This window comes from Pseudomonas sp. TSO6 (assembly GCF_056098905.1).
Genome location: NZ_JBLZWV010000068.1, coordinates 78,346 through 100,313 on the forward strand (window position 1 = coordinate 78,346; position 21,968 = coordinate 100,313).

Consider the following 21,968-nt stretch of genomic DNA (forward strand, 5'->3'; position numbering starts at 1 on the left):
CGGCAAGTTTACCGCATCACCCCGGCCTACTTGCAGATTTCGCCTTCCAGCGGCTGCGCAGGCGCAGGTGCCTTGCGCCACTGTGGCAGGCCGATCAGCACCACCGCACCGATAATCACCGCCATGGCCACGCACTCCTCTGCGCCAATCTGTTCGCCGGCAAAGACGATGCCCAGCAGCACGGCAACCGCCGGGTTGACGTAGGCATAGCTGGTGGCCGCCGCCGGGCGTACGTTCTTGAGCAGGTACATGTAGGCGCTGAACGCCAGGATCGAGCCAAAGAACACCAGGTAGGCCAACGCACCCCAGCCGGCCGCGGTCGGCATCTGCGTCATACGCTCGCCAGACAGCACGCTGCCCAGCAACAGCGCCGCGCCACCCACCAGCATTTCCGCCGCGCTGGCCATCGGCCCCTGGGGCAATGGCAAGGTCTTGCTCCACACCGAGCCGAACGCCCACGACGCCGCCGCGAAAATGATCAGGGCAGCACCCATCGGGCTTGCCTGCAAGTTCGAACCCAGGTTCAGCAGGCCGATACCCACCAGCCCCAGGGCAATCCCCGCCCACTCCAGCCGCGAGTTGCGGTGCCCGAACAACAGGCCGAACAGCAAGGTGAACAATGGCACTGTCGCCACCGCCAGCGCCGCCACGCCCGATGCCACCCCCGCATGTTCGGCCACGGTCACGCCGCCATTGCCACAGCTGAGCAGCAGAAAACCGATTGCCCCTGCTGCCCGCCACTGTGCCCAGGTCGGCGCCGGCACACCGCGCCAGCGCAGAAAACCGTACAGCAGCCCCCCAGCAATCACGAAGCGCACACCAGCCATGAGCATGGGTGGCCAGCTCTCCACGCCAATACGAATGAACAGGTAGGTAGAGCCCCAGACCAGGTACAAGGCCAGGAAAGCACCAATGAGCAGCAACGGGAAGCGACGGGCGGCAGGCATGGGAAAAACTCGAAATCCGTTTACGGGTGATTCAGTTTAACGGCCTGCCTGTGTGGAGTTACGTTACAGAACAGGCTCAAATGAGCGGCACACTTTTGGTGCGCACGGCTTGGACAGTAGCCTTAGCGGAACTTGGCCAGGGTTTCACGTACCTTTGCGGCAGGCACTTTCTGCAGACGGCAAAGCAGGCCATGGGACAGTTGCTGAATACCGTGGGCCTGGCGCAGTTCGCCCACCAGGTGCTGCAGCAGGTTGGCGGCCATCTCGGCATCGGCCATGGCCCGGTGGGCGGTACCGGTGTCCGGCAGGCCGGCCCAGCGGGTCAGGGTGCCCAGCTTGTGGTTCGGTGCCATCGGCAGCAGGCGCCGCGACAACAGCAGGGAGCAGGCGAACGACTGGCTGCGGCTACGGCCGATGCGACTCAGTTCGTAGTCCCAGAACTTCTGGTCAAACGCCGCGTTGTGCGCCAGCAGCGGAGTGTCGCCGACAAACTCGGCCACTTCGTTCATCACCTTGTCCACCGGTGGAGCGCTGCGCAGCATGGCGGTGGTAATCCCGGTCAGCCCGGCGACGAAGGCCGGTACCGGCACGCCAGCGTTCATCAGGCTCTGGTAGCGCTCGACGATACGCCCGCCTTCCAGCATCACCACTGCCACTTCGGTGGCGCGGCAGCCGGCGCCAGGGCTGATGCCGGTAGTTTCAAAGTCGATGACAGCAATACGTTCCATGAAGGGGCCTCAATGTTTGAGCAACAGCTTACCCTCGATGGGCACATAACGGGTGGCCGCACGGATCAGCGACAATGCGGTAAGCCCAGGCACGCCATACACCACGGCCTCTGTACCGTGGCGCTGGATCACCCGTTCCAGCAGCAGGTCGAAGTCGCCATCGCCAGAGGCCAGCACCACTTGGTCGACCCGGCTGGCCGCATCGATCACATCCAGGGTAATACCCACATCCCAGTCCCCTTTGGCCGAGCCATCGCTGCGCTGGATGAAAGGCTTGAGGCGCACATCGAAACCCAGGTTGCGCAAAATCTGCTGGAACTGCTGTTGCTTGCTGTCGCCACGGTCGATGGCATAGGCCACCGCTTCGACAATTTCGCCTTCACGGCTGACGTCGGCCCACAACGCGGTGTAGTTGAAATGGCAGCCGTGGGCCTGGCGCACGGTGTAGTAGAGGTTCTGCACATCGGCGAACAGCGCGATCTTTTTCACCTGGGAACCTCATGTCTGGCCTGGAATACCGGGGGCTGCTGCACAGCCCTTCGCGGGCACGCCCGCTCCCACAGGTGTCGTACAGGTCACCGTGGGAGCGGGCGTGCCCGCGAAGGGCGCAAAGCGCCCCCAAAATTGCCTGCAGTATGCCAGACCTGTCAGACGTACGAATCGTCGTCCGAGAAGAACCCGCCATCGTCGCTGCCGTAATCGGTGTCGGCATAACCGCCCTGGTCACCGCCCCAACCACCGTTGTCAGCCACTTGCTGCTGCCCGCCCTGGTCGTTCCAGCCACCGCTGTCGCTGGCCGGTGCTGGCTCTTCCTTGATTACCTCGACCACTTCCTCGGGCTGTGAATTGTGGTTGAACAGGCTGCTGATGCCCTGGGCCAGCAACACACCACCGGCCACACCGGCTGCAGTCTGCATGGCCCCACCGAGGAAGCTACTGGCACCGCCGCGCGCCGGCGCAGCGCCAAAGCCTGGCTGCTGCGGTTGCGGCTGAGCCTGGGAGAAGCCCGGTGCCGACGGCTCGCGCCAGCCACCACCGGATGCTGCAGGCGGCGCCGAAGGGCGCTGAGGCTGCACAGCCGGGGCCGCATTGCGCCCGCCCGAGCCAAAGATGCTGGACAAGAAGCCACCGCCGCCGCTGCCCGGTGCGCCGTTACCGGCCTGTGCCGCCTCGGCCTGGGCGCGGGCCTGCTTCAACTCGGCCTCAAGCTGCTTGTTCTGCTCGTCGAGACGCTTGATTGCCGCCTCCTGCACCAAAATCGCCTGGGCCATGTAGTAAGGCGCCGCCGGCTGCTGGCGCAGGTGTTGCTCGATGCACGCCTGGGCCTGCGCGTCACGCGGCTGGCTTGGGTCTTCGGCTTGCCTGATGCGGCCGAACAGGCCGTCGATCAGGGTTTGTTCTTCAGTGTTCATGGGGCGACCTCGTGGGGTAGCGGGACAACGGACAGCGTCAAAGATGGGGTGTAGCGGCACGGGATTCAATCACTGGCGCCGTGAAACTTTTTTCAGCAAGTGACAGCCCCACGCCCGCTTTGGGCTAAAGTTATGCCCCTGATTTTACTGCCATGCGATGTTGACTGATGAATCCGCTGAGCGTTCTGCGCGACTCCCTGTACTTCTTCCGCCGCCACCTGCCGAGCATTCTCCAGCTGTGCCTGCCGTTGGTGGTGCTGGAGGCCTTGCTCACCCAGCTGCTGTACCGGCAGATGGGCGACCAGGCCTCGCCGGCCTACGGCATGCTGGTCAGCCTGCTGTTCTACCCGCTGTACAGCGCGGCACTGATTCTTTACCTGCACACGCGCAGCATCGGCCAGGACATCGGCAAGCGCGACCTGTTCGCCCGCGCCCTGCAGCTATGGCCGCAACTGGCCCTGCTGATCCTGATCAGCTCGCTGCTGATCATGGCCGGCCTGGCGCTGTTCATCTTCCCGGGCGTGTGGATCATGATCAACCTGGTGTTCGCCGAGTACCTGCTGGTGCTGCGCGGCCTGCCGGTGGTGCAGGCAATGCGCGAAAGCGCACGCATGACCACCGGGCACTTCATGCGCATCATGATTTGCGTGGTGGCCGTGCTGGCACCAATCTGGCTGATCGACGGGCTGCTGCTGATGGCCTTCCCCGAGCCATCGCCCGGCATGGAGCTGGCCATGGACAGCCTCAGCGGCTTCCTGCAGTTGTTCAGCACCGTGGTGCTGTACCGCCTGTTCATGCTGCTGGAGGGCGAAGCCGGGGCGTGATGCCCAGGCCCGCGTTTCGGCCAGGCAGCACCGTAATCAGGTACCCCGAGGCTTGGCCCGCGCCGTAGCTTCGGCCACCAGAGGGTCGTCCGGCCAGTAATGCTTGGGGTACCGCCCTTTCAGGTCTTTCTTCACTTCGGCATAGGTCGTGCGCCAGAAGTTGGCCAGGTCCTGGGTCACCTGCACTGGTCGGCGTGCCGGCGACAGCAGGTGCAACTTGACCTGCTGCCGGCCATTGGCGATGCGCGGGGTATCGGCCAGGCCGAACAATTCTTGCAGGCGCACGGCGAGAATCGGCGGGGTTTCGCTGTAGTCCAGGCGAATGTTCGAACCGGACGGCACGGCCAGATGCGCGGGGGCCTGTTCTTCCAGGCGTTGCGGCAGCGGCCAGGGCAGCAGGTTGCGCAGCAGCGACGGCAGGTCCAGCGCGCTGAAGTGGCTGAGCCGTGACACTTTGCCTAGGTAGGGCTGCAACCAGTCTTCCAGGCTGGCGAGCAGCGCCTCGTCACCCAGGTCGGGCCATTCGCTTTGCCCGTCCCTGTCCAGGTCCAGCTGGCGCAACAGTGCCACCCGCGCCTGCCACTGGCGCAGTTCCGGGGTCCATGTCAGCAGGTTGAGGCCTTTGCGCCGTACCAGGCCAAGCAGCGCCTTGGCGCGCGCTTCGTCAGTCAGGCCAGTCAGTGGTTCACGGCTTAGTATCAGCTCACCGACTTTGGTTTGGCGTTCGGCACGCAGCACCTGCTCACGCTCGTCCCAGTCGAGTAGATCGACACGCTCGACCTGCTCGGCCAGCACATCATCAAGCAGCGCCGGGTCAAATTCTGCCGCAAGGTAGATGCGCTCTTCGCGCTGGCCCTGGCGGCTGCCCAGGTCGGCGATCACCAACCACGGGTGCTTCATCAACGCATCGACCTCGCCGAACAAGGCAGCACGGCCGTTGGCCAGGCGATACTCGGCGCCCCCTGCACGCCGCTGCTGCGCGACCCGATCAGGATAGGCCAGCGCCAGCAAGGCGCCAAGCCAACGCGGATGGTCGGGGTCGGCGACGGCGGCCCCCGCCTTGCCGCGCAACAGCCCACGGTACTGGCGCGCAAGCTGCCGGGCGCGCTGCACGCCACCCTGGCCGCCACGGCTGGCCTTGCTCTCGCCGCTGACCAAGGCCAGCCGGCTGTGCAGGTCGGCACCGCCGCCACGCTGGATATCCCGCTCACCGAGCAACGCCGCCACATCGCAGGCCATGGCGGCCAACCCCAGGCTCTGACCACGCAGCAACAAATGGGCGATGCGTGGGTGAGCCGGCAGCTCGGCCATGGCCTGGCCGTGATCGCTGAGGTTGTCGCGGCTGCCCGGTTTGAATGCCCCCAGGCGCGCCAGCAGGTCCTGCGCCTGGGTAAACGCTGCGCTGGGCGGTTGGTCGAGCCAGCTTAACTGATGGGGGGCGACGCCCCAGCGCGCCAGTTGCAGGGCCAGGCCTGCCAGGTCGGCCTGTAGGATTTCGGCGCTGCCATGGGCAGCCAATTGGTCATGCTGGGCTTCGGACCACAGCCGGTAGCACACGCCCGGCTCCAGGCGGCCGGCACGCCCGGCACGCTGGGTGGCGCTGGCGCGGGAGATACGCTGGGTGTCCAGCCGGGTCATGCCACTGCCAGGGTCAAAACGCGGCACCCGGGCCAGGCCTGCGTCGATCACGACGCGCACGCCGTCGATGGTCAGGCTGGTTTCGGCAATGTTGGTGGCCAGCACCACCTTGCGCTGGCCCTTGGGCGCCGGGTCGATGGCTGCACGCTGGGCATTGAGGTCAAGTTCGCCATGCAGCGGGCACAGCAGAATCTCCGGCCGCTCGCCCAGTGCTTCCTGCAGGCTCTGGTGCACCCGGCGGATCTCGGCCTGGCCCGGCAAGAACACCAGCACACTGCCCGTCTGGTCGGCCAGCGCCTGCAGCACGCTGTCCACTACCCGTGGCTCGATGAACTCGCCCGGCTGGAAGGGCCGCCCCCAGCGGATGTCCACCGGGTGCATGCGGCCCTCACTGCTGACCACCGGGGCGTCGTCCAGCAGCCGCGACAGGCGCTCGCCTTCCAGGGTTGCCGACATCAGCATGATCTTCAGCGGTGGGTTGTCACGCAGCAACGCGCGGCCGTTGAGGCTCAGCGCCAGGGCCAGGTCGGCATCCAGGCTGCGTTCGTGGAATTCGTCAAAGATCAGCAGGCCCACGCCTTCCAGCGCCGGGTCGGCTTGCAGGCGGCGGGTCAGAATGCCTTCGGTCACCACCTCGATACGGGTTTTCGGCCCGACCTTGCTGTCCAGGCGGATGCGGTATCCCACCGTTTCACCCACCTGCTCGCCCAGTTCACTGGCCAGCCGTTCGGCTGCCGCACGCGCCGCCAGGCGCCGCGGTTCGAGCATGAGGATGGTCTGCCCGGCAAGCCACGGCTCGTTCAGCAGCGCCAGCGGCACGCGGGTGGTCTTGCCGGCGCCGGGGGGCGCTTCGAGCACGGCTTCGTCGCGTTTTTCCAGGGCTTGGCGCAAAGCAGGCAAGACGGCATCGATCGGTAATGAAATCATGGTGGTCCTCGAACAATCTGGCGAGTATAACGGCGAACCCAGCCTGCTCTATCATGGTCTTAAGCTTCAGGCGCAGGCGCTTCGCTTGCCCTGCTGAATACCTTCTCGGAGATTTACATGCGCATCCCATCCCGCGTCATCGGCGGCGCCCTCATCGCCACCTTGCTGACCCAGCTGACGGCCTGCGGTACCATTTTCTACCCGGACCGGCGCGGCCAGATCGGTGGCAAGATCGACCCCGTGGTAGCCGCAATGGACGCCATCGGCATTCTGTTCTACGTCATCCCGGGGCTGATTGCCTTCGGCATCGACTTCGCCACTGGCGCCATCTACTACCCGGGTGGCCGCACCGCCCAGGTCGACCCGGCCAAGCTGCAAGAAGCGGTCAGCCCCGACGGCAAGGTCGACAACCTGAAGTTGCAGGCCATCATCGAAAGCGAACTGGGCCAGCGCCTGCCGCTGAACGACCCACGGCTGATCCAGCACCGCGGCAGTGTCGAACAGCTGGCCAGCCTGGGCCTGGTGCCGGCAGCCTGACACCCACTCACGGACCTGGACCACGGATGATCACCTCGGCTGAACACCAGCGCCTGCTACGCCTTGCCACCCGCGCTTCACTGGCGGTGGCCAGTATCCTGGTGCTGAGCAAGGCGCTGGCCTGGTGGCTGAGCGGCTCGGTGAGCCTGCTGGCGGGGTTGACCGACTCGGCACTGGATGCTGTCGCTTCCTTCATCAACCTGCTCGCCGTGCACTACGCCTTGCGCCCGGCCGACGACGACCATCGTTTTGGCCATGGCAAGGCCGAAGCCTTGGCCGGTATGGCGCAGGCGCTGTTCATCGGCGTCAGTGCGGTGCTGATCGGCGTGCAGGCGGCCGAACGCCTGCACACGCCACAACCTTTGGGCGATACCGGCGTCGGCATTGCAGTGATGCTGTTATCGCTGGGGCTGACCCTTGCCTTGCTGGCACTGCAACGCAAGGTTATTCGCCTGACCGGCTCCACCGCAGTGCGGGCCGACTCCCTGCATTACCGCTCGGACCTGCTGTTGAACAGCAGCATTCTGCTGGCCCTGTTGCTGGCACGCTTGGGCTGGCCACAACTGGATGCACTGTTCGGCCTGGGCATCGCCTTCTACATCCTCTGGAGTGCGTTGCAGATTGCCCGCGAGAGTACGGCGATCCTGATGGACAAGGAGCTGCCCGGTGATGTTGGCGAGGACATGACCACACTGGTGTTGGCCATACCCGGGGTGAAAGGCGTGCATGACCTGCGTACGCGGGTGTCGGGCAACCAGTGGTTCGTGCAGCTGCACCTGGAGCTGCCGGGGCAGTTGCCGCTGCATGATGCGCATGGGTTGTGCGTGGAGGCCTCGCGGGTGATCCGCCAGCGTTATCCACTGGCGGATGTGATGGTGCACGCCGACCCGGTGTGAATTAACAAGGGCCCTGTCGCCGGCAAGCCAGCTCCCACAGGGGTGCACCGGCCTGACGGCATGTGCAATACCTGTGGGAGCTGGCTTGCCGGCGACAGGGCCGGGACCGACAGCACATCTGGGTTAGTTGATGCTGTAACCCCGGCCACTGAAGCAGGCACCCAGCGCCCGGCGATAGGTGTCGAGCACATTGGCCGCCGGTGCGTAGGTCGCCGTCCCCGGGTCGAACCCCGACTGGCTCACCGCCCAGCGATGGCACTGGTAGCGGTCCTGCTCCTGCTGCTGTTGGCCCTGCCCGTTCATCGGGTAAGCCACCACGTCATACCCGCCGTTTGCCGGCGCCACCGGTACGGGGGCCGGGCCGGTGACAGGCGGGTTGACCACCACATACTCCTGGCTGTCAGCCAGGTACTGGTAATAGGTGTCGGCCACCAGGAAGAACATCGCACCACCCAGCCAGACCTCCTGCGCATAGGGCGGCAGGTAATTGACCCGCACCCCGTAAGGCGGCGTCACCACGATGTAACTGCCCCCATGCGGGCGATACCAGTAGCCACCGGAGTAGAAGTAGTCAGCACCACGGTAGGGCACTTTCCAGTAGCGGTCAGGGAAATGATCGACAGTGTGACCCGGTCGATACTGCGGCCCAGGCCCCCAGCCATTGCCGTGGCCATCCGGGCGCCCCTGCCAGTCGCCACCGGGGCGTTGCCCCGGGCCGCCAGCTTCCCATTGATGGTTATCGCCGTGGCGCCGGGGAATGTCCTGGTAGTAACCCTGCCTTGGCGGCTGGGTCTGGCGCACTTCGTCGCGCGAGTTCAATGAGCGGCCGGGCGTGCCTTCTGCCTGCCCCTGTTGGCCTCGTTCGCCATGCCCCTCACCCGGCCCTTCGGCCAAGGCCCCCAGGCTGATGCTCAAACCCAGCAAACCAACACCTGCCAACTGCCAGATGCGCGACTTCATGGTGTTCCTCACGGTAGAAAATACGGCAACTAGAGCCAGTCTACCGTGACGGCACCACAGGCCAATTAAATTTCCAGACAGAAAAAAGGGAGGCCACAGGGCCTCCCTTCTGAAATTGTCGTCCGTGCTCGGCACTTGTGGCGCCGGCTCACCTCACACCGTCTTCTGGAAGGTGTGTAGCCCGGGGGCCGAGTGCATCCTGTTGGATGGCTGGCCGCGACCGCCCGCCTAGGGCGCGTCGCCGTGGACTGATGTCCGGGCAGTGATTCTGTTGATAAAGATACCGGACAGGTTGCGGCAGAGGATTGCGAAGATTGCTCAGATAAATAGCACTTGCGCAATTTTTCACCCTGGATTGATAATTCGCCGCAATACGAACAGAAAAGGGCAAATGCCATGAGCAAACTTGACCGCTACGACCTGAGCATCCTCGCCGAATTGCAGCGCGATGCGCGCATTTCCAACCAGGAACTGGCCGAACGCATAGGCCTGTCGCCTTCGCCATGCTCGCGTCGGGTCAAGCAACTGGAGGACGACGGCTACATCTCGCGCCAGGTGGCGCTGCTCGACCGCAAGAAGCTGGGCCTGAGCCTCACCGCCTACGTGCTGATCGGCATGGACCGCCACACCCCGGAGCGCTTCGAAACCTTCGAGGCGGCCATCCGTATCCTGCCGCAGGTGCTTGAATGCAGCCTGGTCACCGGGATGGATGCCGACTACCAGCTCAAAGTGGTGGTGCCGGACATGGACCATTACCAGAAACTGCTTCTAGGCAGCCTGACCCGTATCGAAGGCGTCACCAGCGTGCGTTCAAGCTTCGTGCTCAACCAGGTGTTGGCCAGCACCGAGCTGCCATTGACCCACCTGCGTTAAATGCCCACGGTAGCCGGCGTATAATCGGCTGCTCAGCCTGCCTGGAGAACACAGATGGATCCCGCCGTATTCGAAGAGTGGATGATGATCATCCTGGTCACCGTATTGATCGGTTTCATGGGTTTCATCGTCTGGGACCTGGCGAAAAAGTCCAAGGCAGGCAAGTTCGGGACGTTGATCCTGTTCTTCGTGCTGGGGCTGGGGGTGCTGGCCTTTATCATCAAGAGCGTGGTGGTGGGGTTTCTCGAAGGCGTATAAAAAATTTCAGGGCCCATTCGCGGGCACGCCCGCTCCCACAGATTTGGCGTTGCCTTCGAGTACTGCGCCGTCCCTGTGGGAGCGGGCGTGCCCGCGAACAGGCCCATGACCTGAACTAAAGCTTGGCAGGGACTTCGCGCCAGCAACCCTGCTCCAGCCCATCCAGCGCCCAACCCCCGATCCGCACCCGCACCAGGCGCAAGGTCGGCAGCCCCACTGCCGCCGTCATCCGCCGTACCTGCCGGTTACGCCCCTCGCGAATCACCAGTTCCAGCCAGCTGGTCGGCACGCTCTTGCGAAAGCGTACCGGGGGGTTGCGTGGCCACAGGTCGGGTTCTTCCAGCCGCCGCGCCTCGGCCGGCAAAGTCGGCCCATCGTTCAGCTCCACGCCATCACGCAAGCGCTGCATTTGCTCGTCGCTCGCCTCACCCTCCACCTGCACCCAGTAAGTCTTGGCCAGCTTGTGCTTGGGGTCGGCAATACGCGCCTGCAGCCCGCCATCGTTGGTCAGCAACAGCAGGCCTTCACTGTCACGGTCCAAGCGCCCGGCCGGGTATACGCCCGCGATGTCGATGAAGTCCTTGAGGGTTGCGCGCCCTTCGCCGTCGCTGAACTGGGTCAGCACGTCGAACGGTTTGTTGAACAGGATCAGGCGCGGCTCGGCCGGTGGCGCCTTGGGCTGGCGACGCGGGCCGGCGGCAGGCCGCGCCTGGGGGCGGCGCGGCTTGTTACGGGGTGGCAGTGACATGGATCCTCAGCGGAACGGCGGCTCATCGAAGCTGCGCAGTTTACGCGAGTGCAGCGAGTTGAGCTCGGTGCGCAGCAGGTCGAGGGCAGCAATGCCGATCTTCAGGTGCTGGCTGACCGCCCGGTTGTAGAAGGCGTTGGCCGAACCCGGCAGCTTGATCTCGCTGTGCAGCGGCTTGTCGGACACGCACAGCAGGGTGCCGTACGGCACGCGCAAACGATAACCCTGGGCGGCAATGGTGCCGCTTTCCATGTCCACTGCCACTGCGCGCGACAGGTTGATCAGCGGGCGTTCCTGGGCCCAGCGCAGCTCCCAGTTGCGGTCGTCGTAAGTCAGCACGGTACCGGTGCGCAGGCGCTTCTTGAGTTGTTCGCCACGCTCGCCGGTGACCTGCGCAGCAGCCTCCTGCAAGGCCATCTGCACTTCGGCCAGGGCTGGAATCGGGATGTTCGGCGGCACCACCCGGTCAAGAATACCGTCACGACGCATGTAGGCGTGGGCCAGCACGTAATCGCCAATGGTTTGCGACTGTCGCAAGCCGCCGCAGTGGCCGATCATCAGCCAGCAGTGCGGGCGCAGCACGGCCAGGTGGTCGGTGATGTTCTTGGCGTTGGACGGGCCGACACCAATGTTGACCAAGGTCACGCCGTCGCCGTCGGCGGCGATCAGGTGGTAGGCCGGCATCTGGTAGCGGTGCCAGATCACGCTGGCGACCAGGGCCTGGGTTTCACCGTGGTCCATGGCTTTTTCGATCACCACGTTGCCCGGCAGCACCATGCGCACGAAGCGCGGGTCGTCGCGAAGTTGCTCCAGACCGTGGCTGATGAACTGGTCGACATAACGATGGTAGTTGGTCAGCAGGATCCACGGCTGCACATGGCGCCAGTCGCTGCCGGTGTAGTGCACCAGGCGGCGCAGCGAAAAGTCGACGCGCGCGGCGTCGAACAGCGCCAGTGGGAAAATTTCGGCACGGTCCCAGTCGTACAGGCCATCGGCGATGTTGTCAGTGGCGGCCGACAGGTCAGTGCTGGGGAACACCCGCGCCAGCTGCGCGGCGGTAATGCCGCTGCCGGCCAGTTCGTCACCCTGGTCGACCACGTAAGGGTACGGAATGTTCTGCTCGCTGATGCCCACCTCTACCGTGACGGTGTAGTCGTGCATCAACGGGCGCAGCTGCTCCAGCAGGTAGCCACGGAACGCGGCTGGCTGGGTGACGGTGACGCTGTAGGTGCCGGCCACCTGCACCTTGGCATAGGCCCGCGTGGTGGCGGCGACCTCACCGTGGCTGTAATAGGTCAGGCGCAATGCCGGGTAGCGGAACAGGTCGCGCTCATCGGCGCCCGGCTCGGTACGGTCCTTCAGGTAACGCTTGAGGGCCTGGCTCAGGGCCCCGGTGGCCTGTTCATGCAGGGCCGCCAGACGGTCGACGGCCTGTTCGGGGGTATCAACGACTACAAAAGCGTGGCTCACACTGTGCTTCCTGTCTGGACATGCATGTGAACCATCTTGCCTGCGTTTCATGGCAATTACATCCCCGGCGGTCAGTACCGGCCTCATCGCCGGCAAGCCAGCGCCCACAAGTCCTCCACCGGTATCGAACATTGCGCATTACCTGTGGGAGCTGGCTTGCCGGCGATAGGGCCTTCAAACACACCTCAACTCGGCCAGGCAGGTGTTGCCCTGATCACCAATGCCTGCACATCCACACCCCGTGGCAGCGCCCCATACGCCCGTCCACCACCCGTCAGGCGGCTACCGATAAACGCATCGCTGACCACCGCATTGCCCGCCTCCAGCAACAGCTTGGCCTGAAGCGCCAGCGCGATATCCTCGGTCAGCTGCCGCGCGCGGTACTGTATGTCGCCGGTGTCGGCAAATGCCCCTTTGAGGTTGCCGATATGCGCCGCCAGCCGCGGATCTCCATGCCCGTCGCCCAATTCGGTGAACAGCGCATCGAGCACGCCCGGCTCCTTCGACAAGGCCCGCAGCACATCCAGGCACTGCACGTTGCCAGAGCCTTCCCAGGTCGAATTGACCGGTGCCTCGCGGTACAGCCGTGGCAGGATGCTGTCCTCCACATAACCCGCACCGCCCAGGCATTCGGCGGCCTCGTTGATCATGGCCGGCGCCCGTTTGCAGATCCAGTACTTGCCCACCGCCGTGACCAGCCGGGCGAAATGCGCCTGCTGCGGGTCGTCGAGCTGCTCCAGCGCCTGCCCCATACGTAGGCTCAGGGCCAGTGCCGCCTCGCTTTCCAGCGCCAGGTCGGCCAGCACGTTCTGCATCAATGGCTGCTCGTTCAGCACCCGCCCGCCAACCTTGCGGTGCGCGCAGTGGTGGGCCGCCTGGGTCAGCGCCTGGCGCATCAGGGCGCTGGAGCCGACCATGCAGTCGAAACGGGTCATGGCCACCATCTCGATGATGGTCGGTACGCCCCGCCCTTCTTCTCCGATCATCCATGCCAGCGCACCACGGAACTCCACCTCGCTGGAGGCGTTGGAGCTGTTGCCCAGCTTGTTCTTCAGGCGCTGGATATAGAACTGGTTGCGGTTGTCGTCCGGGCGATGGCGCGGCAGCAGGAAGCAGCTCAGGCCTTTTTCGGTTTGCGCCAGCGTGAGGAAGGCATCGCACATGGGTGCCGAGCAGAACCACTTGTGCCCGACCAGCTCATATGGCTGGCCTGGGCCAGGTGCCCCTACCGGGTAGGCCCGCGTGGTATTGGCGCGCACATCGGTGCCGCCCTGCTTCTCGGTCATGGCCATGCCCAGGGTGACCCCGGCCTTGTGCCGGTCGCCGACATTACGCGGGTCATATTCACAGGCAAGGATTTTCGGCAGCCAGTACTCGGCCAGCTCGGGCTGAAGGCGCAGCGCCGGCACGGCAGCGAAGGTCATGGTCAGCGGGCAGCCAGTACCGGCTTCGGCCTGGCTGTGCAGGTAAGTCATCGACGCGCGTGCCACATGGGCGCCAGCGCGGGGTTCGGCCCATGGCAAAGAAGGCAGGCCGTGTTCGACGGCGGTACGCATCAGCTCGTGGTAGGCCGGGTGGAACTCGACCAGGTCGATGCGATGGCCATAGCGGTCGTGGCTGATGAACTCCGGCTTGTGCGCGTTGGCCAGAAAACCTGCCTGCATCAGCGGGCCGCCCGCCAGGGCGCCGTAGGCATCTATCCGCGACTCGGCCCAGCCCGCGCCGAAACGCCGTGACCACTCCTGCAATGGCAGATCGAGGCGGTACAGGTTGGCACCGTCGAGGGACGGCGGCTGGTTGGTGACTTCGTGGGTTTCAGCGTACTGGTGCAGGTTCATCGGGGGCTCCTGGATCCGGGTAGGCTTGAAGTCCCCAGTGAAGCACTGCTTGCGGGGTAGTCAAAGGGGCATTAATGACTAAACGTGTGGTGGGGGTGGCGCATGCCTTGGGAATGCATCAGGGCTGACAGACGGTGCCACCCAGGAAGGCTTGTAGTCCAGCTCTCTATCCTCTGTAGGACGTTTCCTAAAGCCTCCCTGCCCCGAAAATACCCGTCTACAGGCTGCTAGGTTCCTGGCTTTCATCCTCAAAAAAGAGGCAAGCCATGAGCCTGCGCATGAACATCTTCGGCCGATACCAGGGCCTTGAGGGCGACCAAACCACCACAGGCGCTGTTTGTATTGCCAGCCGGGCCAGGGGCTGCGTGCATGGCCGCAACTGGCTGCTTCAAGGCGACCCGACCACACCCTGCCCGCTCTGTGGACAAGCGGGCACCATCATCGAGGGCGAATCCCGCTGGCGGCAGGACGACATACCCACAGCTCTGGATGGAGCGCTGGTGCAATGCGGGTGCCCATCGGGCAGCAATCGCCTGGTTGCAAGTGGATATGCACCTGCGCCGCCGCGCAGGGCGCCTGTACCTGAGCCTGTTCATGAGGCACCACCACAGGCACAAGCGAGTAACCAAGTAAGCAGCAGCTATCAACCTGGGGCACATCAGCCCTCAACAGCTGCGCAAGGCATGGAGCCTGGCTTCTACATCGTTCCGCGCTGCATGACGTATCAGGAAGTCTTGGCAGAACTCGGCGCGCCGCAGGCCAACCTGCCTAACTCGATTCTGGAACGACTGAACCCGACCTATCAGCGAGGGTTCAAGGCAGGTGAGATCTTTGTTATCGGCGACGGTTTGCGGCGGCCGGTGTGCACGCGCGAAGAACTGACTGCAATGAGTGCGGCGAAGCAGGCGCGGGAAGCGTTGGCGAGCCTGACGCCAGAAGAGGCCGAGTTCATGATGCGCCATCAGGCCGAGATTGCCGGTTTGCTCAGCGATGTGAGCCTGGCGATGGGGGTAAGTGAGGCGATGGTTGGCAAGTCGCTGGATGAACTCAGCGACATACTGCGAAAAATTGAAGACCTGCATAAAGATCAGTTCATCAAGCATGGGCATCTTAGGCACCCTGAGTTCTTTGCGGAACGTAATAAACTATTCACGCAACTGAGTGTGAACTTAAAAGCGACCGTTTTAAACAAACGCCTTAACCTTGGAAATTATGAAAACCTCCGCCGGGATTTAGGTATATCGTCAAGAAGCTTAGTACACCACTGGAGTAAAGCAGGGGCTCCGAGCCACATCCCTGGTTACTCGACACATTTGGACAAGCTGGCCAAAATGGCTAAATATTTAAAAACCGGAGGACGTATTGGCACTGCTATTGGCGGTAGCGGAGCTGCAATGAAAATTTCTGAGGTGTGCAAAGAGGGCAACACACATGCCTGTAAAAAAGTCAGCGTTACTGAGGCAGGTAATTTTTCCGGTGGCTTAGCGGGTGGCTGGTTGGCAGGAAAACTTGCGGGCAGAATTTCTACGAAGGTTTGCTGGAGAGTCGGACCCTACGCCGTTGCATGTGGAATAGTGATCACTGGTGGAGGCGCCTTGGCCGGCAGCATCGGTGGTATGGAAGCGGGCGAGGAGCTAGGCGAATTAGTCTTCGAGGTCTTTGGAGATGATTGATCACCTTGACGTAAAAATAAGATTATTTCTGTTAGGCGCTCCTATCTGCCTCGCTTTAATCGGGCTTGTAGCTGACCTTCACATCGCCTGCTCTCGCCAATATAAAGAAATGACCTCAGCACTCCAACGTAGCGCGTGCCTTCCATTTGCGACCGGGATGTGGGGAGAGCAAAAAATTGGTTCCAGAATTCTAGTGATTTCTGTAATCGCCGGTGCCATTGGATCCCCCGCCTTCAGCATTCGCCGTGGGCTGTTGGATGAGCAAGACCACTCACAATTCCCCAGGTATTTAAGAAGTAAAATACTCATTGCATCTTCGCTAAATACTATTGGCATTGCCTGGGTAGCGGCATATTACCTAATGAAGCTGATCAAATGAGACACAAACATATTTCAGAAAAAAGCTGATCGCACAGCTAATTCGCGGGTAAACCCGCTCCCACAGGGATCGCGCATCTTTCAATGTATGCCCAATTCCTGTGGGAGCGGGTTCACCCGCGAAAGGGCCGGTACATCCAATACAAAAGCCAGCGCATCAAGCCCAGCTCGGCATCATCCAGCAGCGCCTTGGCCATGGCTGCGAAGTAATGCGATGCCCACATCATTTGCTGGTCGCCATCCATCAAACCGGTCAGCGACAAGTCCCGTGCATAGCCCATCAACTCGGAGGCCTGCTCGCGGGCGCTGCGGCAGGGGATGCCTTCGGCTATGCGGAACAGAGGATGGGTTTGGCCTTCGCCTTGGTAGAAATAGGTTACGCCTGGGGTGGTTTTGGTTTCGTCGGTCATCGATTGGGCACCATATCGTTATGTGCCACCCGTCAGTTTCCACACATTGGGGTGACAGCTGCACACGGAGTGGAAATCCAGGCATATGGCAAACCGGGTAGGCGAAAGCCTCCCGCGTACAGCTGTCATGACAACAAGCACCATATGTACTGCCAGGTTTCCACACCCGATCGCTGAACCGTCAGCGACAGGCAAAGCCTAGAGGGCGGGATTTGCAGGAACAATCAGACGCGTGTCGACAGAGGTTGTTGGGTATTTCGCAGGAGGGTGGAGTTGCCAGCCCCGAGCCGTAGGAAGAGTCTGAAATCATCGTAGCCAATGAATCTCTTGGGGCCGCTTTGCGGCCCTTCGCAGGCACGCCCGCTCCCACTGGTTTTGTGCTCAGCCCAAGCTGTGCGCGATCCTTGTGGGAGCGGGCGAGCCCGCGAAGGGCTGCAAAGCAGCCCCAATAAAAACCTACAGCGAACGCCTCGTCTGTTGGATATTCGGAGTCATCTGCACCTGCGAAATCGCCACGTTCAAACTCAACTCGAACCGGCTCCCCAACCCGCGCGTCGATTCATGCGCCAACCTGGCCCCCAGCAATTCCCCCATCTGCCGGCAGATCGACAAGCCAATCCCCAGGCCGCCATATCGCCGGGTCATCGAACCGTCGACCTGGAAGAACCGCTGGTACAGGGTCGACTGCTCCAGGTCATCGAAGCCGATACCGCTATCACTGACGGTAAAGGTCAAGGCCAGGTCGCCCGGCCCCAACCGGCGGCCGCGCACCTGGATCATCACTCCGCCCTGATGGGTGAACTTCAAACCGTTGTCCACCAGGCAGCCCAGGCACTGGGCCAGCTTCTTCCCGTCACCCAGCAGCCCGTCCGGCAGGTCGGCCGGTATGTCCAGGCTGAGGTACAAGCCTTTGCGCAGGGCCTGCCCTGCATAACCGGCGCGCAAGCCATGCAGCAGTGCGCGCAGGCTGAACGGCGCCGGCTGCGCGCGCAGGCGGCCTGCCTGCAGCTCGGACAGGGTAAGAATGGCGTCGACCATGTCCATCATGCCTTGCGCCGACCCCACCGCCGTGCGGTGGTACTGGGCCATTTCGGCTTCCATCGGCAGGGTGTGCATCAGCTCCAGCGAGCCGATCACGCCATTCATCGGGGTGCGCAGCTCATGGGTCACGCTGGCCAGAAACTCGTCCTTCAGGCGGTTGCTCCTGGCAAGTTGCAGGTTCAGCTGCTCCAACGTGCGCCCTGTCTCGCGCAAGGTCTGCGCCTGTTGCTCACGCAGGCTGTTGATACGGTCGGCCAGCGCCAGCGACAGCAATGCTACCTCCAGCGCCGAACCGAGCTGGCTGGCATACATGGTGATGAACACATTTGGCAGGTGGCCCAGCACCATCAGGGTGTTGACCAGCCCGCCAAGCAGGAACGCCGTCCAGGCGATGATGAACCAGCGCGCCACGCGCAAGCCACGCCACCAGGCGTACAAGCCGGCGCTGAAGATGCTCACGGTGAACAGCAACGCCAGTAGCGTGGCCATGCGCAGGGCATTGCCGTAGGGCATGCTCACCGCCATTACCATGACCAGCGCGCCGCCCAGCATCAGTAGCTGCAGCAGCCGGTCGAAACCACGGCTGATGTTGCCCAGTTGCAGGAAGTGCCGGGCGAACTGGCAGCCGAACAGGCCCGCCGCACCGATGAACAGCGGCGTCGAGGCGTTCGCCCACCAGGGACTGTCCGGCCAGAAGTAGGCCACGCCTGCACCGTTCACCGATACCTGGTAGAAACCGAACGAGGCGATATAGAGGATGTAGTAGAGGTAGCTGACGTCGCGCACGCTGAGGTAGATGAACAGGTTGTACACCAGCATCACCAGTAACACGCCGTAGATGATCCCCAGCACATACAGGCGCGTGGGCTGCTCTTCCAGGTAGGCTTCAGGGGACCACAGCGCCAGCGGCGCTTGTACCGAACCCTGGCTGTGCAGCCGCAGGTAGGCGGTGGTCACCTTGCCAGGGGGCAACTGCAACTTGAACAGGTAGTTGTTCTGCCGTATCTGCCGGCTGTCGTAGGGCAAGGCATCGCCGGTGCGCTGCGCCAGGCGGTATACACCGCTACCGTCAGGCAAGTACAGCTCGAGGTGGTCCAGCGGCGGATAGGCCAGCTCCAGCAGCCACTGCCGCGGGGCAGCGCCGGGCGGGGCAACGGGGCGCAGCTCGACCTTGAGCCAGAACACCGAGGTGGAATAACCGGCGTTCAGCACGTCTTCATGGTGGGGGCGGAAGAATTTGGCAAACCCGGGGGCACTGACCTGGGCGATGCTGGCACTGCCATCGAGGTCTTCGTAAACCTGCATGGCCTTGCCCAATGGAAGATGCCGGGTAGCGTCGTCGAAATCGACCGCTCCGGCCAGCACGGGCAGCAAGCCCAGAAGCACAATCAGCAAATAGCGCATACAGCCCCAGCATGGCCTGTCCGGTCGCGTCGCGGTAGCCTCCCATCCGTTTGAGACGACGTGATCCAGCAGAACCCGTTTGTCGAGTTATCCGAGCACTCTAGCATAGCTTCGCAACCTGGCAATCGGCCATATCAAAAACCAAAGAAAAGGCTCTAAATCAATACTTTCAGAAGATCAAAGAATTAGAATCTGACCGATCGATCAGTAAAACTCGTTTGTCGGACGATCCGCCCAAACAGGTTTGGTGGTAAGCTCGCCGACCATGAATACCTACAGCTCCCGCCCCGTTGTCCTCTGTCTCTCCGGCCACGACCCCAGTGGCGGCGCCGGCCTGCAGGCAGATATCGAAGCCCTGATCGCCCAAGGCTGTCACGCTGCACCCGCAGTGACCGCCCTGACCGTGCAGGATACCGTCAACGTTTCCGACTTCCGCGTGCTCGACCGCGAGTGGGTACTGGCCCAGGCCAATGCCGTGCTGGCCGACTCCACGGTGGCCGCCGTCAAGCTGGGCATGCTCGGTTCGATCGAGATGGTCGACACCGTCGCCGAACTGCTGGCCGCCCACCCGCACCTGCCGCTGGTCTGCGACCCGGTGCTGCGTGCCGGCGGCGGTGGCCGCCTGGGCAAGGACGAAGTGGGCTACGCCCTGCGCGAACGCCTGCTGCCGCTGGCGACCATCGCCACGCCGAACCTGCCTGAAGCCCGCATCCTCGCCGAACTGCCCGAAGGCACCGCCGACGAATGTGCCGAAAAGCTGCTGCCGTTCTGTAGACACCTGCTGATTACCGGCGGTCACGGCGACGAAGACGAAATTCACAACCGCCTGTACACCCAGGACGGCCAGCTCCACACCTGGACCTGCCAACGCCTGCCGGGCAGCTACCATGGCTCGGGCTGCACCCTGGCCAGCGCCCTGGCTGGCCGCCTGGCCCTCGGCGAGCAGCTGGAAAGCGCCGTGCGCAGCGCCCTGGACTACACCTGGCGCACCCTGCGTGACGCCGAGCAGCTGGGCAGGGGCCAGTACGTGCCGCGCCGCCTGCCCCTGGACTTCTGTTCCTGATACGAGGCTTTCAATGAAGCTACGCGGTCTGTATGCAATCACCGACAGCCAGCTGCTCGCCGGCCGGTTCCTGTCCCATGTCGAGGCGGCACTGGAAGGCGGCGTGTGCCTGCTGCAGTACCGCGACAAAAGTGACGACGCGGCGCGCCGCCTGCGTGAAGCCGAAGGGCTGATGAAGCTCTGCGAGCGCTACGGCACCCAGCTGCTGATCAACGACGACGCCGAACTGGCCGCACGCCTGGGCGTCGGTGTACACCTGGGCCAGACCGACGGCCCGCTGACCCCGGCCCGCGCCCTGCTCGGCCGCCGGGCGATCATCGGTTCCACCTGCCACGCCAGCCTCGACCTGGCCGTCCAGGCCGCCAGCGAAGGCGCCAGCTACGTCGCCTTTGGCCGCTTCTTCAATTCCGTTACCAAGCCGGGCGCGCCCGCCGCCAACGTCGAACTGCTGGAGCAGGCGCGTGCCCAGGTGAAACTGCCGATTGCCGTGATCGGCGGCATCACCCTCGACAACGCCGCCCCGCTGGTCGCCCACGGCGCCGACCTGCTGGCGGTGATCCATGGCCTGTTCGGTGCCGACAGCGCGCAGGAAGTTACCCGCCGCGCCCGCGCCTTCAATGCCTTGTTCGCATCCTGATTTCGAGAGAGCCTTTCATGTCCCGTTCCGAAGACCTGTTCGCCAAAGCCCAGAAGCACATCCCCGGCGGCGTCAACTCGCCAGTGCGCGCTTTCAAAAGCGTGGGCGGCACGCCGCTGTTCTTCAAGCATGCCGAAGGCGCCTACGTCGTTGACGAAGACGACAAGCGCTATGTCGACTACGTCGGCTCCTGGGGCCCGATGATCCTCGGCCACGGCCACCCGGACGTACTGGACTCGGTACGCAGGCAGCTTGAGCACGGCTTGTCCTACGGCGCGCCGACCGCCATGGAAACCGACATGGCAGACCTGGTCTGCTCGCTGGTGCCGTCCATGGAAATGGTGCGCATGGTCAGCTCGGGCACCGAAGCCACCATGAGCGCCATCCGCCTGGCCCGTGGCTACACCGGCCGTGACGCCATCATCAAGTTCGAGGGCTGCTACCACGGCCACTCCGACAGCCTGCTGGTAAAAGCCGGTTCCGGTCTGCTGACCCAGGGCGTGCCAAGCTCGGCCGGCGTGCCGGCAGACTTCGCCAAGCACACCCTGACCCTGCCGTTCAACGACATCGCCGCGGTCGAGAAAACCCTGGCAGACGTCGGCCAGACCGTGGCCTGCATCATCGTCGAGCCCGTGGCCGGCAACATGAACTGCGTCCCACCGGCGCCGGGCTTCCTTGAAGGCCTGCGCGAGCAGTGCGACAAACACGGCGTGGTGCTGATCTTCGACGAAGTGATGACCGGCTTCCGCGTCTCGCTGGGCGGGGCCCAGGGCCACTACGGCATCAAGCCGGACCTGTCCACCTTCGGCAAGATCGTCGGTGGTGGCATGCCGGTTGGCTGCTTCGGCGGCAAGCGCGAAATCATGGGCTGCATCGCCCCGCTCGGCCCGGTCTACCAGGCCGGCACCCTGTCGGGCAACCCGCTGGCCATGGCCGCTGGCCTGACCACCCTGAAGCTGATCAGCCGCCCGGGCTTCCACGCCGAGCTGACCGACTACACCAGCCGCATGCTCGATGGCCTGCAGCAACGTGCCGATGCCGCTGGCATACCGTTCGTCACCACCCAGGCCGGTGCCATGTTCGGCCTGTACTTCAGCGGCGCCGACGATATCGTCACCTTCGAAGACGTGATGAGCAGCGATGCCGAACGTTTCAAGCGCTTCTTCCACCTGATGCTGGAAGGCGGCGTGTACCTGGCACCGAGCGCGTTCGAGGCGGGCTTCACCTCCATCGCCCACGGCGACAAGGAGCTGCAGATCACCCTGGATGCGGCTGAGAAGGCCTTTGCTGCCCTGAAATAAGTAGC

The 21,968-nt window shown here is 63.5% G+C and carries 21 protein-coding genes; 10 read left to right on the top strand and 11 right to left on the bottom strand.

Annotation, left to right across the window (positions count from 1 at the left end; all coding sequences use genetic code 11):
• Positions 1-26 precede the first annotated feature (26 nt).
• From yedA to ACN6NG_RS26490, 4 genes are all read right to left on the bottom strand, one after another.
• Positions 27-947: a drug/metabolite exporter YedA gene (gene yedA, locus ACN6NG_RS26475; protein WP_474316999.1), complete on the bottom strand. Its 921-nt coding sequence runs from the start codon at positions 945-947 to the stop codon at positions 27-29.
• A gap of 122 nt (positions 948-1,069) precedes the next feature.
• Positions 1,070-1,675, bottom strand: coding sequence for a 3'-5' exonuclease (locus ACN6NG_RS26480; RefSeq protein ID WP_049275210.1), 606 nt, complete (start codon positions 1,673-1,675; stop codon positions 1,070-1,072).
• Positions 1,676-1,684: 9 nt separating this feature from the next.
• A complete protein-coding gene (locus tag ACN6NG_RS26485; protein ID WP_016501691.1) occupies positions 1,685-2,164 on the bottom strand; it encodes an NYN domain-containing protein in 480 nt (159 codons plus the stop codon).
• Between the two features lie 158 nt (positions 2,165-2,322).
• Positions 2,323-3,087: a DUF2076 domain-containing protein gene (locus tag ACN6NG_RS26490; RefSeq protein WP_474317003.1), complete on the bottom strand. Its 765-nt coding sequence runs from the start codon at positions 3,085-3,087 to the stop codon at positions 2,323-2,325.
• A gap of 167 nt (positions 3,088-3,254) precedes the next feature.
• Here ACN6NG_RS26490 and ACN6NG_RS26495 point away from each other — a divergent pair, with 167 nt between their 5' ends.
• Positions 3,255-3,911 (top strand): hypothetical protein, encoded by a 657-nt coding sequence (locus ACN6NG_RS26495; RefSeq protein ID WP_474317005.1) that lies wholly within the window; start codon positions 3,255-3,257, stop codon positions 3,909-3,911.
• A gap of 36 nt (positions 3,912-3,947) precedes the next feature.
• On the opposite strand, the gene hrpB is transcribed toward ACN6NG_RS26495, so the two are convergent.
• Positions 3,948-6,476, bottom strand: coding sequence for an ATP-dependent helicase HrpB (hrpB, locus tag ACN6NG_RS26500; RefSeq protein ID WP_474317007.1), 2,529 nt, complete (start codon positions 6,474-6,476; stop codon positions 3,948-3,950).
• Between the two features lie 117 nt (positions 6,477-6,593).
• Between hrpB and ACN6NG_RS26505 the strand changes: the two genes are divergently transcribed.
• Both ACN6NG_RS26505 and ACN6NG_RS26510 read left to right on the top strand, forming a co-directional pair.
• A complete protein-coding gene (locus ACN6NG_RS26505) occupies positions 6,594-7,013 on the top strand; it encodes a hypothetical protein (RefSeq protein ID WP_016501777.1) in 420 nt (139 codons plus the stop codon).
• Positions 7,014-7,039: 26 nt separating this feature from the next.
• Positions 7,040-7,909 (top strand): cation diffusion facilitator family transporter, encoded by an 870-nt coding sequence (locus ACN6NG_RS26510; RefSeq protein WP_474317009.1) that lies wholly within the window; start codon positions 7,040-7,042, stop codon positions 7,907-7,909.
• 123 nt (positions 7,910-8,032) lie between these two features.
• Here the strand turns inward: ACN6NG_RS26510 and ACN6NG_RS26515 are convergent, their stop codons facing one another.
• A complete protein-coding gene (locus tag ACN6NG_RS26515; RefSeq protein WP_474317012.1) occupies positions 8,033-8,869 on the bottom strand; it encodes a DUF6515 family protein in 837 nt (278 codons plus the stop codon).
• A gap of 396 nt (positions 8,870-9,265) precedes the next feature.
• Here ACN6NG_RS26515 and ACN6NG_RS26520 point away from each other — a divergent pair, with 396 nt between their 5' ends.
• The gene (locus ACN6NG_RS26520) at positions 9,266-9,742 is read left to right on the top strand and encodes an Lrp/AsnC family transcriptional regulator (protein WP_016501780.1); all 477 of its coding nucleotides are present in this window, start codon (positions 9,266-9,268) and stop codon (positions 9,740-9,742) included.
• A gap of 54 nt (positions 9,743-9,796) precedes the next feature.
• Entirely contained in the window at positions 9,797-10,000 is a 204-nt protein-coding gene (locus ACN6NG_RS26525; protein WP_003249787.1) for a DUF2788 domain-containing protein, read from the top strand.
• A 115-nt stretch (positions 10,001-10,115) separates the two neighbouring features.
• On the opposite strand, the gene ACN6NG_RS26530 is transcribed toward ACN6NG_RS26525, so the two are convergent.
• The 3 genes from ACN6NG_RS26530 to ACN6NG_RS26540 all read right to left on the bottom strand — a co-directional run bounded on the left by ACN6NG_RS26530 (position 10,116) and on the right by ACN6NG_RS26540 (position 14,056).
• Positions 10,116-10,748, bottom strand: coding sequence for a pseudouridine synthase (locus tag ACN6NG_RS26530; protein WP_063422784.1), 633 nt, complete (start codon positions 10,746-10,748; stop codon positions 10,116-10,118).
• Positions 10,749-10,754: 6 nt separating this feature from the next.
• The gene (amn, locus tag ACN6NG_RS26535; RefSeq protein ID WP_259375049.1) at positions 10,755-12,269 is read right to left on the bottom strand and encodes an AMP nucleosidase; all 1,515 of its coding nucleotides are present in this window, start codon (positions 12,267-12,269) and stop codon (positions 10,755-10,757) included.
• A gap of 134 nt (positions 12,270-12,403) precedes the next feature.
• Positions 12,404-14,056 carry an acyl-CoA dehydrogenase family protein gene (locus ACN6NG_RS26540; RefSeq protein ID WP_474317017.1) on the bottom strand — a complete coding sequence of 551 codons (1,653 nt, stop codon included), beginning with the start codon at positions 14,054-14,056 and terminating at the stop codon, positions 12,404-12,406.
• A gap of 266 nt (positions 14,057-14,322) precedes the next feature.
• Here ACN6NG_RS26540 and ACN6NG_RS26545 point away from each other — a divergent pair, with 266 nt between their 5' ends.
• Positions 14,323-15,729 (top strand): PAAR domain-containing protein, encoded by a 1,407-nt coding sequence (locus ACN6NG_RS26545; RefSeq protein WP_474317019.1) that lies wholly within the window; start codon positions 14,323-14,325, stop codon positions 15,727-15,729.
• Positions 15,722-16,108, top strand: coding sequence for a hypothetical protein (locus tag ACN6NG_RS26550; RefSeq protein WP_474317022.1), 387 nt, complete (start codon positions 15,722-15,724; stop codon positions 16,106-16,108). The genes ACN6NG_RS26545 and ACN6NG_RS26550 overlap by 8 nt, the downstream gene beginning before the upstream one ends.
• A 112-nt stretch (positions 16,109-16,220) precedes the next feature.
• On the opposite strand, the gene ACN6NG_RS26555 is transcribed toward ACN6NG_RS26550, so the two are convergent.
• Entirely contained in the window at positions 16,221-16,517 is a 297-nt protein-coding gene (locus tag ACN6NG_RS26555; RefSeq protein WP_474317023.1) for a DUF3077 domain-containing protein, read from the bottom strand.
• A 456-nt stretch (positions 16,518-16,973) separates the two neighbouring features.
• Positions 16,974-18,962: a sensor histidine kinase gene (locus ACN6NG_RS26560; protein WP_474317026.1), complete on the bottom strand. Its 1,989-nt coding sequence runs from the start codon at positions 18,960-18,962 to the stop codon at positions 16,974-16,976.
• Between the two features lie 265 nt (positions 18,963-19,227).
• Between ACN6NG_RS26560 and ACN6NG_RS26565 the strand changes: the two genes are divergently transcribed.
• From ACN6NG_RS26565 to hemL, 3 genes are read left to right on the top strand one after another with little or no spacing between them, the layout of a single operon-like run.
• Complete coding sequence (locus ACN6NG_RS26565) at positions 19,228-20,025, top strand: hydroxymethylpyrimidine/phosphomethylpyrimidine kinase (RefSeq protein ID WP_049275631.1); 798 nt, start codon at positions 19,228-19,230, stop codon at positions 20,023-20,025.
• A 13-nt stretch (positions 20,026-20,038) separates the two neighbouring features.
• The gene (gene thiE / locus ACN6NG_RS26570) at positions 20,039-20,662 is read left to right on the top strand and encodes a thiamine phosphate synthase (RefSeq protein WP_063422779.1); all 624 of its coding nucleotides are present in this window, start codon (positions 20,039-20,041) and stop codon (positions 20,660-20,662) included.
• Positions 20,663-20,679: 17 nt separating this feature from the next.
• A complete protein-coding gene (hemL, locus tag ACN6NG_RS26575; protein WP_063422778.1) occupies positions 20,680-21,963 on the top strand; it encodes a glutamate-1-semialdehyde 2,1-aminomutase in 1,284 nt (427 codons plus the stop codon).
• The last annotated feature ends 5 nt before the right edge of the window (positions 21,964-21,968 follow it).

Excerpts from the sequence above, each read along its gene's own strand:
- yedA (WP_474316999.1), bottom strand. The coding sequence starts at position 947 with ATGCCTGCCGCCCGTCGCTTCCCGTTGCTGCTCATTGGTGCTTTCCTG.
- ACN6NG_RS26480 (WP_049275210.1), bottom strand. The coding sequence starts at position 1,675 with ATGGAACGTATTGCTGTCATCGACTTTGAAACTACCGGCATCAGCCCT.
- ACN6NG_RS26490 (WP_474317003.1), bottom strand. The coding sequence starts at position 3,087 with ATGAACACTGAAGAACAAACCCTGATCGACGGCCTGTTCGGCCGCATC.
- ACN6NG_RS26495 (WP_474317005.1), top strand. The coding sequence starts at position 3,255 with ATGAATCCGCTGAGCGTTCTGCGCGACTCCCTGTACTTCTTCCGCCGC.
- hrpB (WP_474317007.1), bottom strand. The coding sequence starts at position 6,476 with ATGATTTCATTACCGATCGATGCCGTCTTGCCTGCTTTGCGCCAAGCC.
- ACN6NG_RS26505 (WP_016501777.1), top strand. The coding sequence starts at position 6,594 with ATGCGCATCCCATCCCGCGTCATCGGCGGCGCCCTCATCGCCACCTTG.
- ACN6NG_RS26510 (WP_474317009.1), top strand. The coding sequence starts at position 7,040 with ATGATCACCTCGGCTGAACACCAGCGCCTGCTACGCCTTGCCACCCGC.
- ACN6NG_RS26515 (WP_474317012.1), bottom strand. The coding sequence starts at position 8,869 with ATGAAGTCGCGCATCTGGCAGTTGGCAGGTGTTGGTTTGCTGGGTTTG.
- ACN6NG_RS26520 (WP_016501780.1), top strand. The coding sequence starts at position 9,266 with ATGAGCAAACTTGACCGCTACGACCTGAGCATCCTCGCCGAATTGCAG.
- ACN6NG_RS26525 (WP_003249787.1), top strand. The coding sequence starts at position 9,797 with ATGGATCCCGCCGTATTCGAAGAGTGGATGATGATCATCCTGGTCACC.
- ACN6NG_RS26530 (WP_063422784.1), bottom strand. The coding sequence starts at position 10,748 with ATGTCACTGCCACCCCGTAACAAGCCGCGCCGCCCCCAGGCGCGGCCT.
- amn (WP_259375049.1), bottom strand. The coding sequence starts at position 12,269 with ATGAAACGCAGGCAAGATGGTTCACATGCATGTCCAGACAGGAAGCAC.
- ACN6NG_RS26540 (WP_474317017.1), bottom strand. The coding sequence starts at position 14,056 with ATGAACCTGCACCAGTACGCTGAAACCCACGAAGTCACCAACCAGCCG.
- ACN6NG_RS26545 (WP_474317019.1), top strand. The coding sequence starts at position 14,323 with ATGAGCCTGCGCATGAACATCTTCGGCCGATACCAGGGCCTTGAGGGC.
- ACN6NG_RS26550 (WP_474317022.1), top strand. The coding sequence starts at position 15,722 with ATGATTGATCACCTTGACGTAAAAATAAGATTATTTCTGTTAGGCGCT.
- ACN6NG_RS26555 (WP_474317023.1), bottom strand. The coding sequence starts at position 16,517 with ATGACCGACGAAACCAAAACCACCCCAGGCGTAACCTATTTCTACCAA.
- ACN6NG_RS26560 (WP_474317026.1), bottom strand. The coding sequence starts at position 18,962 with ATGCGCTATTTGCTGATTGTGCTTCTGGGCTTGCTGCCCGTGCTGGCC.
- ACN6NG_RS26565 (WP_049275631.1), top strand. The coding sequence starts at position 19,228 with ATGAATACCTACAGCTCCCGCCCCGTTGTCCTCTGTCTCTCCGGCCAC.
- thiE (WP_063422779.1), top strand. The coding sequence starts at position 20,039 with ATGAAGCTACGCGGTCTGTATGCAATCACCGACAGCCAGCTGCTCGCC.
- hemL (WP_063422778.1), top strand. The coding sequence starts at position 20,680 with ATGTCCCGTTCCGAAGACCTGTTCGCCAAAGCCCAGAAGCACATCCCC.